Here is a 13,112-nt window from a genome sequence, read left to right as displayed (position 1 = left end):
ATGCCGACGGTAGGATGACTGACGGCTGCGATTCCGCGCGCGGACGGCGCCGCCGTTCGCTCGCCACCGATTGGACCGGACCTCCATGGCCTCGCCCCTCACCTCGTCCCCGACCTCGATGGAGACGACGCACCGTTGGGAGCAGCGTCGCTGGCTCACCTTCCTGGTCGCATTCATCGCCGTCCTCGTGCCGAGCATGCTCTGGGCGCTGGCCTCTCCGATCGGCTCGGTCCCGGATGAACCGTCCCACGCGATCAAGGCGGCAGCTGTGGCCCGCGGAGAACTTGTACCCGGCCCCTGGGCCGGAAACCCGACCCTGACGGCCGCGACCGTCCCCGAGAACATCGCGAACGCTCACGACCTCGTCTGTTTCGCATTCAAACCCGAGGTCACCGCCGACTGTCAGCTCCCGGTCCGCAACACCGACCAGACGCTCGTCACGACCGGCACGTCCGCAGGGCTCAACAGTCCCGTCTTCTACGTACTCGTCGGCTGGCCGTCATTGTTCCTCACCGGCGACGCCGCCTTCTTCGGCATGCGGATCGCCGGCGCGGTCCTCTGCGCGATGGCACTGGGGATCATGTTCATGCAGTTGACCCTGCTCCCCCGATTCCGATGGGCGGTCGCGGGAGCAGCAATCGCGGTCACCCCGATGGTCGTCTACCTCGCGGGGTCGATCAACCCCAACGGTCTCGAGGTCGCGGCCGCCGGTGGGCTCTTCGCCACCCTGCTCGCCACGTTCCGAGGGCGGCAGGTCGGCCGCCGCCTCGTCGAGCAAGCCGGCTTCGCGCTGCTCACCGCGTCATTCCTGATCAGCACGAGGAGCATCTCGCTGCTCTGGTTGCTCGTGATCGCCCTCGTCGCCATGCTGCTCGGCGAGCGCGACCGGATCCTGCGTCTGTTCCGCACGCCGATCGCATGGGCGCTCGTCCTCGCGCTCGGGGTCGTCGGGATCGCCTCGGTGCTCTGGTACCTGAACCCGCCGACCCTCGCCGCGCAGACGCCTCCCTCCGCGGTCAGCCCGGTGAGCCTCGCGTTCGTGTTCCTGTTCACCGAGCTCCAGACCGTCGATTTCCTGTTCGGGATGGTCGGCGTGTTCGGCTGGGTCGACACGAGCGCTCCATCGCTGACGATCGCCGCCTGGACGAGCTGTATCACCCTGCTCGTGGCCGTCGCCCTGCTCTGGGGCAAACGGAGCACGAAGTGGGCGATCTGGGTGTTGCTCGCCGTCTGCATCCTGGTCCCCGGCATCACCCAGGTGGCCGTCTATGCGCAGCACGGGTTCATCTGGCAGGGCCGCTACATGCTCGCCATCTTCATCTGCCTCCTCATCGCCGCCGGTGTCGCCCTCGACGACGCCGGTCTCGGTGCAGACGGCCGGGTTCGCCACTTCGTCACCGGCGCCTACGCGTTCCTCTTCCTCGGCCATCTTCTGGCGTTCGTCATGGTCCTGCGCCGGTACATCGTCGGCGCGAACGGCAGCTTGTCGGACATGGTCTTCACTGACGGCTGGGAGCCGCCGTTCGGCTGGAAGACGCTGGCCATCATCTTCCTGGTCGATTCGGTCCTCACGGTGGTGTTGCTCAGACGCGTCTTCGTCCGCTCAGCAGGCGCGGAGATCACCCGTGACGACCAGCTGGTGACTCCCGCCGAGCGCCTTGAGACCGCGGAGATCGAGCGCTTGGAGCCCGACTCGGTGCCTCAGCCGCGCAACCGGACCTGACCCGGAATCAGCTGTCCCGCCGTCGGGACCGTGAAGACGGTCCCGACGGCAGATCAGTGCGGGATGGTGAGGACGAGCGCGAAACATCCAAGCGCGACGATTGCAGTCGGTACCTGCATCGCTCGCCGCGGAGCGAACAGTGCGGCTGCGCAAGCGATCGTCAACGGGAGGAGCGACAGACCGTAGCGAGGCACCAGCGCGATGTATTGGCCGGTCATGACAGCGGACACCGCAGCGAGCATCGGCGCAGAGAAGATGGCCACCGCCAACACGGACGCCGCAAGGTTGCTGGACGAAGAGAGACCGGGCGATGATGCCCAGAGACCGACGACTCCGCCGACGACCAGCAGCGACAACACCCCGACTGGAACGATGGCACCGGGCCCTGTCTGCGCGGGATCGAGCGCACCCTCCGCCATCCCGGGCAGGAAGCGGAACAGTTCCTCCGTGAATGCGGCAAGCGAGAACGGGGCCGGGACGAACAGCGAGCCGGCATCCCCGACAGCCAAGGCTGATCTGACCGACAGCCAAGCGACCTCGCCAGCCGCCGACATCACGAGCGAACCGATACCGATGAGAACCGTCCGGTGCATCAGGACACTCTTGACCCAACCTCCGTCAGGCCGCACCCGGTATTCGCGTATCCGCTCCAACAGGAAGAACAAGGCCAAGGCTGCGAACGGCAGGAGGTTCTGCAGCTTGACAACCGTCGAAACGACGGCCGCAGCGCCGAAAAGCCACATCCACCGAGGATCGGTCCACGCTCTGACGGCAAGGTAGAACGCGACGGCTCCTGCCGTCATGGCCGTGGCATCGGTGCTGACATACGTGTTTGACCAGAAGGCCGCCGACGAACCGACGAGGAGTGATGCGAACGACGCGCTGAACACGACAGGGATACGCAGTCGACGGAGCGCGAAGAACAGAGCCACTGCGGCGATCGCAAGCCAGACCATGCCGGTCAGTCGAGCGGCGCTGATGAAGTCGACGCCGACCAAGATGAAGGGCTGCGCGAGGATCCGCGTGGCCGCAAAGGAGAAGGGCGTGTAGATGTCTGCAGTCGTCTTCCCGTCGTTCGGGAACCCCTTCGGATTCGCGATGCTGTCCGGGTTGCAATGGGTTGGCAATGGGTCGGATATCTGCCTGATGTTCCGGCAGGCGAGAAACTCCCTCGCCACCTCGCCGACCGACTCCCCACGACGCACGACGAACTGGGACGACACCTTCGACACGTAGTCGATGTACATGTACTCGTCGATAGGAGAGACGGTGTCATGTTTCGGTACGTGGACGCACACGAGGATGACGCTCGCCAGGATAAGGAGCACTGCGGCCAGCCGGTCCCACAAACGCGCCCGTCCGGCTGACGATCGCTTCTCGGCAACCTGCCGCACCCTCATGGCCCCGTAACGACCCGGTAGATGTAGAAGCGCAGTGGACCAGGCTGTACCGATTCGACGAGCTCGAGGCAAGGCTGGTCCGACTGCAGCTCTGACAAGACATACGACACGCGGTGCTGCGCGAACGATGCACACGAGTCGAAAGTCAAGAGGATCTGGTCGTCAGCTGGATTCCGAGGATCCGGAGCACCCTGCCCGAACGTCCACGACACGTTGGCCAGGCGATTCCACGCCTTCTCGTCCGTGCCGGCAGGATCGATCTCGTCCCAGATCTTCCGAGATGGAGCGCCCTGGAACCCGTTCAGGGACGGGAGGCCGGACTGAAGCAGCGCGATCGTGAGGAGCGACGTGTTCCCGGCCCCGACCCACGTTCCCGGAGCCTGCGCGTCCACCCGTTTCATCTCCTTGACGACGGAATTACCGTTCAAGTCGTACACCCCGGCGTAGACCGGGTTCACGGTCGCGCCGGTAGCCAACGATATGACCAGCACGATGGCGGCCCCCCAAACGGGCAGCCGCATGGTGAACGCGGTCACGGCGAGAACTGCCAGGATCGAGAGCACGATCCAGGTGTCATCGGCGGTCAATACCGACTGGAACGGCAGGAGGAACCAAGCGACGACGGCCGAGGTACCGGCGGCGGCGATTGCCGTGATCGCCACGACCCACCAGGGGACTCGCGCCATGCCGGAGGCCCTTCGCTCGTCCAGGCGCAGGGCGAGCATCACGATCAGCACGAGCGCGAGGAGCCCGAACGCGTATCGCAGCCGGACGAGCGGGACCCGGTCCAAGAACAGGAGGTGGGCAACGGGATCCCATCCGGGGATGAACATGAAGGCGAGCAGGAGCAGGCCGAGGGCGAGGAGCGCCACGGAAGTCCAGTCCACTCCGGTGCCGCGCTTGCCAGCGACGACCGTCCAGAGAAGCGGGATAGCGAGAAAGAGACCAATGAGCACGAAGGTGGCGGCCTCTGAGGCGTTGATGTCGAGCGGAATCCCCTCGGCCCGGTCGAGGTCGGCAGAGAACGGCGCAGAGAACAGTGCGACGACGTCACGGAGCGTCGCGGCACCGACGAGTTGACGACGTTCACCTGGATACACGGTCGAGCTGAGGCCTCGGATGGTGTCCAACCTCGTCAGCACCCAGACGACCAGCACCGCAGCTGCGGCGATCGCGGCGATCAACAGGCCTCGCAGGGACTTCAACCGCGTTCGGAGACCTTGAACGGACGAGGTGGAGGGTGTCGCCACGGCTCCGACGCCGAACGCGACGGCGACCAGCACCGCCGGCAGGATGAACGGGATGTACACCGTCGTCCCCACGGCGACCGCAAGGTAGGCCGTGACCAGCGGAAAGAGGATCCTCGGCCAATGTCCCCGCGTCCGCAGCAACCACACGACGGTCGTCATCACCAGCAGCGCCCACGCGGCGGGCCAGAAGGTGTTGGGTCCGAACCACCACTGGAAGAACGGAGCGAACGCGAACCCGATCGCGACTAGCCCGGCGAAGACGGGACGACGCGGCAGCAGCGTGACGGCGAACAGGTAGACGGACGCGATGAGTGACAAGAACGGCAACCACCACTTGAAGGCCATCCCGTTGTCCACGGGCAAGAAGGTGAATCCGAGGAGATGCGGCCTGAATGCCATGGACCAGTCGGACGTGGGCAGGTCCTGCAACGTAGAGGCATCGGTGCCCGCAAGGTTGTGGTTCACGATTGGGAGGCCTTGTTCGACCTGCGAGAGTGTCCAAGACGTGTTGACGGCCCACTCGTCACTCCGGATGCCCTGAGGAGCTCCCAACAGATGGTTCGGGTCCTCAGCAGAGTTGAACGCACCGTTCAAGATGCCTGAGGAACTGCCCGTAATCCCGCCGCCGACGAGACCGATGAAGACCACCAGCAGGAGGACGATCGGGACGAGGACGACCCGGCGATTCGGTAAACCTTCGTCGGTTGGTTCCATCGCCTTCGTGAGACGAAGGCGCAGTGGATCTCGATGGCTTCCCGGGGTCATGACCGCCTCAGTGTATCCGATCGTCCCAGGCCGACACGCATCGGCCCCACTCGCAGACTGCGAGCGGGGCCGATGTCAGCTGAACAATCTCGATCGAGGGATCAGTACCGGACGGACTTGCATCCGAGCGACGTGTTGGATCCGACACTCGGCCACGCCGTTCCAATTGCGATCGCGCAGATCTGCGATGTGCCTGGCTGGTCGAGTTTGAACGTCTCGGCGAAGCCGTGGGTCGGCCCCGCCCACGGGTACACCGCAGCGACATCCGCGCGCGTCGCCCCAGCGGTGTACGGGATGCCCCGCACCGAACCATCGGGCCGCGTGATGTAGAAGTGGACCTGGATCGGCATCGATGCCACCTGCTGATCGACAGCCCAGCCATTCACGGCGACCGAACCGTCCGCCGAAACCGTAGCGGAATCGAACCATCCGATCGGTGGAACCGCGGCGGTCGTGATCGTGCGGCAGGCGAGCTGCGTGTTCTTCCCGACGCTGAGCGGCGACACCGCGATGCCGTACACGCAGACGGTGTACTTGCCCTGCTTCGTCAGCGGAATCGACTCCTGGAACCCGTGAGACCCGGTGATGCCGAACACTCGGTTCACATCGTCGCGCGGCTTGTCGGCGTTCCGTCCGTAGCCGGTCGTCTGCCCATCAGGTCCGGTGACATAGATGTGAGCCGGGATCGAGCTGGCGGAGGCACCGGCGTCGAACGTCCATCCTCGGACGTTCAGGGCTGGTGCAGCCGGGTTCAGATCGAACGACACATCGTCGAGCGATCCCGACGGGAATGCACTCACCAGCGTCGTGCTCCGGCAGCCGAATGACGGGTTGGCCCCGACGTTCTTCCAGTACTTTCCGATGCCGTACACACAGACCTTGTAGGTGCCGGCCGCCGTCGCTGGAATGGACATCTCCCATCCGTGAGCGGCTCCCGCGCCGGGATAAGCGGCTCCGACATCGGGTCGGGCCTTGTTCGCCTGCTGCGCGGTCCCGACAGTGCGGCCATCGGGCGTCGTCACGTAGACGTGTGCCTCGTTGACCGCCGTGGCCACATCGGGGTCGAACGTCCAGCCACGAACGTTCAGCGCGGTCGAGGCGCCGGTCCCGGTGGTCGTGAAGTCGTCCCAAGAGCCCTTCGGAGGATTCTGCTCGATGGTCGTCGCCTGACAACCGAGGACTCGATTGTTGCCGGAGAGCCCGATGCCGTAGACGCAGACCTGGTAGGTGCCTCCCCGGTCGACGGGGATCTTCGTCGAGTACCCGTGGGCTGCCCCCGCCCCCGGGTAGGCGTTGCCGACATCAGGCCGCGAGCCGTTGGCCTGGAGCGGGGTCCCACGGACGCTTCCATCGGGATAGGTGACGTAGACATGCGCCTCAATGGACCGGGAGGGCTGATTGGCGTCGAAGGTCCAGCCGCGGACCGTGAGGGATCCGTTGGAACTCCCCGCCGCTGCACTGATCTCGTCGATCACGCCGACAGGGTTCGGAGCGTCGGTCGTCGATCCGAACCAGTCGGTGTACATGCGCCAGAAGTTCCGGTTGCCGTACGCACCGCACCCGTCGCCAGTGCCATAGAGATTGGCGAGCGCGGACGGATTCGGCTGGTAGGGGGTGTAGTTGTAGAGTCCCGCAGTGGCGGCGTTCTGGATGTAGACCTGGCTGCTCCCGCAGGCGGCGTTAGGACTGTACCTGACGGCGTTGACCCGGCCGGGAACATGATTCCAACGTGTGGGGTTCGCCTGGTAGTTCTTGAACTGCAAAGCGGCAGCGTAGACCTGGTTGAAGAACCCGTAGTAGTTCGAGTCGCAATCAGCCGTGTCCGGGCACCCATACCCGGTGGCGCTGCGGTACTGCCGGTCCGATGGCCAGCTGTCGGTGATGATGCCCTGCTCTTTCTCGAGCAGCACGATCATCGCCTTCTGGCTGAACCCGCAGGCGATACCGACCTTCGTGATGATTTGAGCTGCCGTCTCGTTACCCGAACCGGTGTAGGCCGCGCACCGACCGGCGACGGCGGCGCGAGACGGCGTCGCCTGGCGGTAGTCCTTAAGACAGGTGTAGCCGGCTCGACAGGACGGCACCGCCGCGTTGAGGAACGTCTGCACCTCGCCGGCGGACATCGCTCCGCCGTTGTAGAACAATTGGTCCGAGATGATGTACCCGGGATTGAAGTTCCTGGCGTCCGCAGCATTCGCGGGTTGTGCCGTCGGAATGAACGTGAAGAAGCCGACGAGCAGGGCGATGACCGCCACCATTGCCGGGGTGAAGCCGCGTCTCATGGGATCTCCAATACAGAGGTGGTGGAGGCGAGCTCCGGCGTAGTGGCGGAGGCATACTGCACAGCGACCGTCCAGGTACCCGTGCTCAACTCAGTAACGGGCACTTGGACAGTGCCGCATGTCGTGGTCGACTTGTCGGCAAGGCCTTCCGCTTCGCGCGTAACGACCGTGTCACCGAGGGTGAAGGAGAACGTGCATACGCCTCCGTTCTCCAGGACACCAGCGACGTAAGCCGAAGCTGAGGCACTTGCGCCGTCCTCATCCATGGAGGCGAAGACGAGGACGACCTCCGGGGGAACCGCGGTGGGCTGGGCGTCCTTGTCGATCTCGTTACCCGGGGCCAGGGTCGACGGCGAAATGGTCGGCTTCGGCGATGATGGTGACGCTGGGGCAGTGCAGGCGCTGAGTACAAGAGCCGCCATGGCGAGCGTCAAGGCACCCGGGCCGAACTTCCTCATTCGATGGTGCATCCGGGCAATTCCTCTCGCTGGCATGGGGGTACCCCCCGCTCAGGGTACCTGGCGGAGGGCGAGCAGCGCGACACTTGCGGAGCAGCGGCGTGGCACACTAGCCAGAATGTTCGCTGAGAATGCCCTGCCAGGTGGCTGCGACGCCGTCATCGAGTGCTTCGAACGACGGTTCACCGAACTCGCCCCGGTAGCGTGAGATGTCGAGCACGACACGATCGACGAAGGTCTTCGGCGCCGGTCGGGACGTCACCGTGAAGTCGATGCCCGTCACCCGCCGAAGCGAAGCCAGGACCTCGACCACGGACAGCCCGCCGCCACTTCCAAGGTTGTAGACCTCGTGCGCCGGGTTCTGCCCCGCCATCTCGGCGATCATGCGAACGACGTCGTCGACGTAGATGTAGTCGCGGACCATGGAGCCGTCACCCATCTGCACCACGGCCTCACCGAGCGCGATCTGGCGCAGGGCTATCGGGATCAGCCCCTGTTTCTTGTTCGGGTGCTGACGCGTGCCGTACGGATTCGATATCCGCAGAGCCGTCGACCGGAGCCCATGCATGGCCTCGAAATACCTGAGGTAGTGTTCGATCGTGAGTTTACCGATCGCATACGGAGACACGGGCAGGGTTCGGTCCGTCTCGACGTACTCGCGCTTGCCCTGACCACCGTAGATCGCTCCACCAGTTGAGGCGAAGAAGAATCGGTCAACCCCCGCGCTGGCGCACGACTCGAGCAGCTCGACCGTCTGAGCGACGTTCGTTCGAACATCCAGTGTCGGGTCGCTCTCCGCTGTGGCCGGTGTCGTGGTGGAGAGGAAGTGGAAGACGAGGTCCTGGCCCTGAACCGCCGACTCGAGATCTGAGCGGCTGAGGAATTCCCCACGCAGGATCGTGGCTGCCGAGCTTCGGAAGCTCGGCACACCGGAACCGCTGAACCGGTCAAACGCGGTGACCGTGTGCCCAGCGCCGACGAGTGCGTCGACGAGATGCGACCCGATGAACCCGTTGGCTCCGATCACCAGCGCCCTAGCCACGCATCGCCCGTTCGAACGCCTCGACGAATTGTCGACCGCTATCGTCCCAGCTGGTGTGCTCGAGCGACTCGGACATCGCGATGGAGCGCTCGAGCGCGTCCTCGCGCGAGACGACCTCCACGAGACGCTTGGCGATGGCGCCCGGCGCGGGTTGTACATATTCGATGTACGGGTTGTCGGAGACCAGGCGGTTGTTCGGAGCATCGTTGACGACCGGGGCCACCCCACTGGCGATGAGTTCGAGCGGAAGGAGCGACATGTTCGACAACGAGAGCACGAGCCCGGCTGCACAGCGGTTGTAGATCGGGTTCAGTTCCGAGATGGAGAGCCCGGAGAGGTTCTGGTACGGGAACGGGATGTCCCAGTCCGAGACGTCCCATCCCGCCATGTTGATGGTGTACTCCGGCCGCTGCTTCGCGAACTCCGCGAGCGCGATCACCCCGAGTTCGAATGCCCGTCGAGGTGTGACCGGTCTGGCGTAGAAGAAGATCTCCTTGCGAGGCTGGCGGTTTATCAGGCTGTAGTGCGTGCGATCGACCGAGAAGTCGAAGTGGTCCGTGGGCATGCCGTATTCGTCCCGCAGCTTCTTGGAGAGCCACCCGCCGGCAGTGATGCCGTGGAACGCGAACCGATAGGTGTTTTCGGCGAGAATGGCCTCAGATCCGGCCGGGTAAAACGCCGGCTCGAAGTCCTGCACGAAGTAGAAGCGGCGGGCCCGTGACGGGTCGCGGAACACCGGGTAGGCGGTTTCCCAACCGGTGGCGAAGATGGCGTCGACGTCTGCAGCGACCCCTCGCTCGTCGAGGTTGTGGACGCGAGCCTTGACGTCGGGGTAAGCCGGTGAGTCTCGCAGCAGTTGCTTGAGGTCGGCCTCCTTCACGATCACGCCGAGGCTGTTGTAGATGTACACGCTGCACGTGTGCCCCGCACGCTCGGCGTAGTCAATGAACCGGAAGAGGTTCTGGTGACCGCCGCTCGTCGCGCTCGGGGGCGACATCACCCAGGCAATGTGCGACTTGCGATCTGTGACCGTGATCGGATCGGAGAGCTGGGGGCCGGGCTCGGTCCAATCGACGGCGAGCGCATCCTCCATCTTGACCGGGAGGATCAGCTTCTTGCCCGCGAACCGTGCCTTGATGTGCAGCTCGACACGCTTCCAGAAGAAGCGTGGACCCTCGTGCTTCAGGACGGATGCCGCGTTCTTGAGGGTGTTGGTGATGGGTCTCATATCGGCGAACCGACCTCTTTATTCCGGGAACGGCCAGTACTGGGGCTGGTGCAGACGGTGACGCCAGCGACGACCGAGGGTCTCGAGCTCGTACGCCCGCACTCTCGCGTCGCGCGTCTTGGATTCGAAGTGGTACAGCTCGGCTCGCGGGGTCCAATACGCCCGGTAGCCGCGCTCCGCCACTTTCAGACAGAAGTCGACGTCGTTGAAGGCGCCCGGAAGGAGCGTGGTCATTCCGCCGACCTCCAGATACACCTCACGTGGGAACAGTGAACAGGCCGCGGTGACGCCGATGACCTCGCGCTCGACTTCGAAGGCGTGCTCCGGGCCGGCTTCACCACGTGGGACCTGCAGCCCGATATGGGTCGGGCTCCCCATCCAATAGTGGTGCCCGCCGTGCTGCACCGTGTCGTCCTCGTAGTACAGCATGCAGCCGGCCATACCCGCCCCCGGGAGCTGTGCAAGCGAGAGCAGGGATTCGATCCACCCCGGTGTGATGATCTCCACGTCGTCGTTCAACATGAGGATGTACTCGCCGACGGCGTTCAGGACACCGCGATTCGCCTTCGCCGCGAAGTTGAACGGCAGGTCGTAATCGACGATCACCAACCGATCGCCGAGTAGGCGCGTTGCCTCATCGATCACCGCGGCGTCCGGATCGGAGTCGACGACCAGCACGACCTCGAAGTTCTCGTACGTCGTCTTCTCGACCAATCCGCGCAGGGCGTGGAGGAGGTAGCTGTGCGGCGCACCACCCGGCTCGAGCGGCGTCCCCAACCGAGCCTGCGTCGGGATCACGATCGAGATGAGCGGGGCGCCGTGGATGGGCCGGATCGTCTCGTGCACACCATCGGCCGAGACCTCGAGCACGGTACCGCCGCCAGTGGCCGCCAGATGCGTTTCAAGGACGCGCCGTACCGCCCCGAGGCTCACAGGGGCGAACGCCCCGATCTCCCGGACGGCTGGAGCGTCGAACAGGACGCGCGGGATGTGGAGGACGACCGCTCCGGAGCGACTGGCCCGAAGCGTGAAGTCGTAGAGCTCCGCTCCGTCGATACCGTCTGAGAATCCACCCAACCCCTCGAGGAGGTCGCGTCGGAACAGCAGGAGGTCGCCGAAGTAGAACTGGCAGCGGAGACGCTCAGGCGCTGGGCCTTGTTTGCGCACGACCTCGATGCCGCCATCACGACGCACCGAGGACTCGTCGGTGTACACGACGCTCGCGTCGGGAGTCCGGAGCAGCCAGTCATCGATGGTCGCCAGCGCGTCCGAGGACGGGAGACCGTTTTCCGGCAGCACGGAGACGAATGTGCCGCCTGCTGCCGCGACACCACGAGAGACCGCGATGCTGAACGGTACGCCGACGTCAGCTGGGACGTGGACGAGTCGCGTGTCGGCGACGGTTTCGACGCCCTCGGCGCCGACGAGGACAAGTTCCCACCGCTGTTGCGAGGAGAGCGCGAGCTGCAGCGACCGGACCCTGGCCGCCGATGGCCTGAGCGCGACGAACGAGACGAGCGGACCGTCGTTTCGGGGTTCCGCGGAGTGCGTCACCATGTCTCAGGCACGCCCGCGCTTCAGGATCCGCAACGGCGTCAGCACCAGTCGCCCGGCCTTCCAGGTGCGGGTGGCGTGCACTGCGGCGAGCTGCTGTCGGAGCCCCTGCATCTCCCGCTCCAGGACGTCGAAATCGTCCTTGGTCGGCGAGAAGTAGATGGATGCTCGCGCGAGCTCCGCCTCCAGTCCGATGACCCTGTCGACAAGGGCGAGCACCCGCTCCTCACTGGCCAACTGCTCGGGGGTCGGACGTTTCGTCGGCATGGAGATTCCCTTGGTCGTGGGCGCTGGACGGCTTAACTCCACGAGTCTAACATCGGGCGTTCCAAGCAGACCGACGGTAGAAGCGGCGTCAGCGTCGGCGGAGACGCTCGACGATCCGGCGCCCGGGCGCGGTCATCCTCCATGCCGTGCTGTCCCTGATCTCTGCAAACCGGGACCGCTCTGCCTCCACGGCCTCGTCCAGGCGACGGGCGTGCTCGCGAAGCGCCTCGATCTCGCCCCGGAGGACCTCGACCTGGTGTCTGGACCCGGCGAGGTCGGCGTCGCGCTCGGCTCGCGATTCGATCACCGAACCTAGTCGCGCGTAATCGCCGCGAATCCGGTCAGGTTCTCGTCGTGCCGCGGCGAAGAACTGTCTGACCGCCACCGGAAGGTCCGGACCTATCCCGAGCACACCGAGCCCGTGTCCGTGTTCGAACTGGAAGCTGGTCTCGGGATGACGTGCGGCGAGGTCCGCCCACAGTCGATGCACGCCGAACCCACGGTCGAACTCGAACGTGTCGTGGAACAGCACAACCGCGGTGGGCGCCAGCTTCGGCAGATAGGTCTCGAAATCCTCGAGCGCGTCCTCGTACCGATGCCGTCCATCGATATGCAGCAGCTCTATCGATGCGTCCGGGAATTCTGCGACGGCGTCACTGAAATAGGACCGGATCAACCGCGAGAACGCTGCGTAGTCACGATCGTTGATCTCGCTGACCGAAGCGTAGACCTCGTCGCCGTAAAAGCCCGCGTGTTCATCGCCCTCCCAACTGTCGATGGCAGCACACCTCGTCGACAAGCCGAGTCTCGCGACCGCCTCACAGACCGCAAAGTAGGAGAAGCCGTTATGGGAGCCGAGCTCGACATACGTATCCGGCCGCAGCGCATCGATCAACCAGAACATGAACGGAGCGTGCTCGTGCCATGCAGACGGGACGAGGTGGGACGGCGTCCAGTAGGACGCCTTGCCAATCCAGGGCACGGCCGTCTCGCGGAGCAGTGCGTCCGACGGTTCCGCTTGTTCGTTCCTCGTCATGTGCGTCCTTCCGTCGGATCGATCCCGCCCCTGGCGGACGACCGAAAGCCCCGGTCGTGCACGGCTCCACCCTAGGACACCGCCACCACCACGGGCGGCCGAACCCC

The 13,112-nt window shown here is 65.0% G+C and carries 10 protein-coding genes; 1 reads left to right on the top strand and 9 read right to left on the bottom strand.

What is annotated here, in order from left to right:
• The first annotated feature begins 85 nt into the window (after positions 1-85).
• Complete coding sequence (locus IFT89_RS02035; RefSeq protein ID WP_202938073.1) at positions 86-1,723, top strand: DUF2142 domain-containing protein; 1,638 nt, start codon at positions 86-88, stop codon at positions 1,721-1,723.
• 53 nt (positions 1,724-1,776) lie between these two features.
• Here the strand turns inward: IFT89_RS02035 and IFT89_RS02030 are convergent, their stop codons facing one another.
• From IFT89_RS02030 to IFT89_RS01990, 9 genes are all read right to left on the bottom strand, one after another.
• Positions 1,777-2,970, bottom strand: a complete 1,194-nt coding sequence (locus IFT89_RS02030; RefSeq protein ID WP_202938072.1) for a hypothetical protein — start codon at positions 2,968-2,970, stop codon at positions 1,777-1,779.
• A gap of 149 nt (positions 2,971-3,119) precedes the next feature.
• Positions 3,120-5,087, bottom strand: coding sequence for a DUF7657 domain-containing protein (locus IFT89_RS02025; RefSeq protein ID WP_441004804.1), 1,968 nt, complete (start codon positions 5,085-5,087; stop codon positions 3,120-3,122).
• Between the two features lie 152 nt (positions 5,088-5,239).
• The gene (locus tag IFT89_RS02020; RefSeq protein WP_202938070.1) at positions 5,240-7,420 is read right to left on the bottom strand and encodes a hypothetical protein; all 2,181 of its coding nucleotides are present in this window, start codon (positions 7,418-7,420) and stop codon (positions 5,240-5,242) included.
• A complete protein-coding gene (locus IFT89_RS02015) occupies positions 7,417-7,878 on the bottom strand; it encodes a hypothetical protein (protein WP_202938069.1) in 462 nt (153 codons plus the stop codon). The genes IFT89_RS02020 and IFT89_RS02015 overlap by 4 nt, the downstream gene beginning before the upstream one ends.
• Before the next feature lie 109 nt (positions 7,879-7,987).
• Complete coding sequence (locus IFT89_RS02010) at positions 7,988-8,905, bottom strand: NAD-dependent epimerase/dehydratase family protein (protein WP_307783385.1); 918 nt, start codon at positions 8,903-8,905, stop codon at positions 7,988-7,990.
• Between the two features lie 7 nt (positions 8,906-8,912).
• Complete coding sequence (locus IFT89_RS20085) at positions 8,913-10,148, bottom strand: rhamnosyltransferase WsaF family glycosyltransferase (RefSeq protein ID WP_202938067.1); 1,236 nt, start codon at positions 10,146-10,148, stop codon at positions 8,913-8,915.
• 18 nt (positions 10,149-10,166) lie between these two features.
• Positions 10,167-11,705, bottom strand: coding sequence for a glycosyltransferase family 2 protein (locus IFT89_RS02000; protein ID WP_202938066.1), 1,539 nt, complete (start codon positions 11,703-11,705; stop codon positions 10,167-10,169).
• 3 nt (positions 11,706-11,708) lie between these two features.
• Positions 11,709-11,969, bottom strand: coding sequence for a hypothetical protein (locus IFT89_RS01995; RefSeq protein WP_202938065.1), 261 nt, complete (start codon positions 11,967-11,969; stop codon positions 11,709-11,711).
• A gap of 88 nt (positions 11,970-12,057) precedes the next feature.
• Positions 12,058-13,005 (bottom strand): class I SAM-dependent methyltransferase, encoded by a 948-nt coding sequence (locus tag IFT89_RS01990; protein ID WP_202938064.1) that lies wholly within the window; start codon positions 13,003-13,005, stop codon positions 12,058-12,060.
• Between the last annotated feature and the right edge of the window lie 107 nt (positions 13,006-13,112).

This window comes from Plantibacter sp. CFBP 13570 (assembly GCF_014841395.1).
GTDB lineage: Bacteria > Actinomycetota > Actinomycetes > Actinomycetales > Microbacteriaceae > Plantibacter > Plantibacter auratus.
This window is presented reverse-complemented; position numbering and strand designations above follow the sequence as displayed.

Bases quoted from the DNA above. Each gene is read 5' to 3' on its own strand.
- IFT89_RS01990 (WP_202938064.1), bottom strand. From the start codon at position 13,005: ATGACGAGGAACGAACAAGCGGAACCGTCGGACGCACTGCTCCGCGAG.
- IFT89_RS20085 (WP_202938067.1), bottom strand. From the start codon at position 10,148: ATGAGACCCATCACCAACACCCTCAAGAACGCGGCATCCGTCCTGAAG.
- IFT89_RS02000 (WP_202938066.1), bottom strand. From the start codon at position 11,705: ATGGTGACGCACTCCGCGGAACCCCGAAACGACGGTCCGCTCGTCTCG.
- IFT89_RS01995 (WP_202938065.1), bottom strand. From the start codon at position 11,969: ATGCCGACGAAACGTCCGACCCCCGAGCAGTTGGCCAGTGAGGAGCGG.
- IFT89_RS02025 (WP_441004804.1), bottom strand. From the start codon at position 5,087: ATGGAACCAACCGACGAAGGTTTACCGAATCGCCGGGTCGTCCTCGTC.
- IFT89_RS02015 (WP_202938069.1), bottom strand. From the start codon at position 7,878: ATGAGGAAGTTCGGCCCGGGTGCCTTGACGCTCGCCATGGCGGCTCTT.
- IFT89_RS02020 (WP_202938070.1), bottom strand. From the start codon at position 7,420: ATGAGACGCGGCTTCACCCCGGCAATGGTGGCGGTCATCGCCCTGCTC.
- IFT89_RS02030 (WP_202938072.1), bottom strand. From the start codon at position 2,970: ATGTACATCGACTACGTGTCGAAGGTGTCGTCCCAGTTCGTCGTGCGT.
- IFT89_RS02035 (WP_202938073.1), top strand. From the start codon at position 86: ATGGCCTCGCCCCTCACCTCGTCCCCGACCTCGATGGAGACGACGCAC.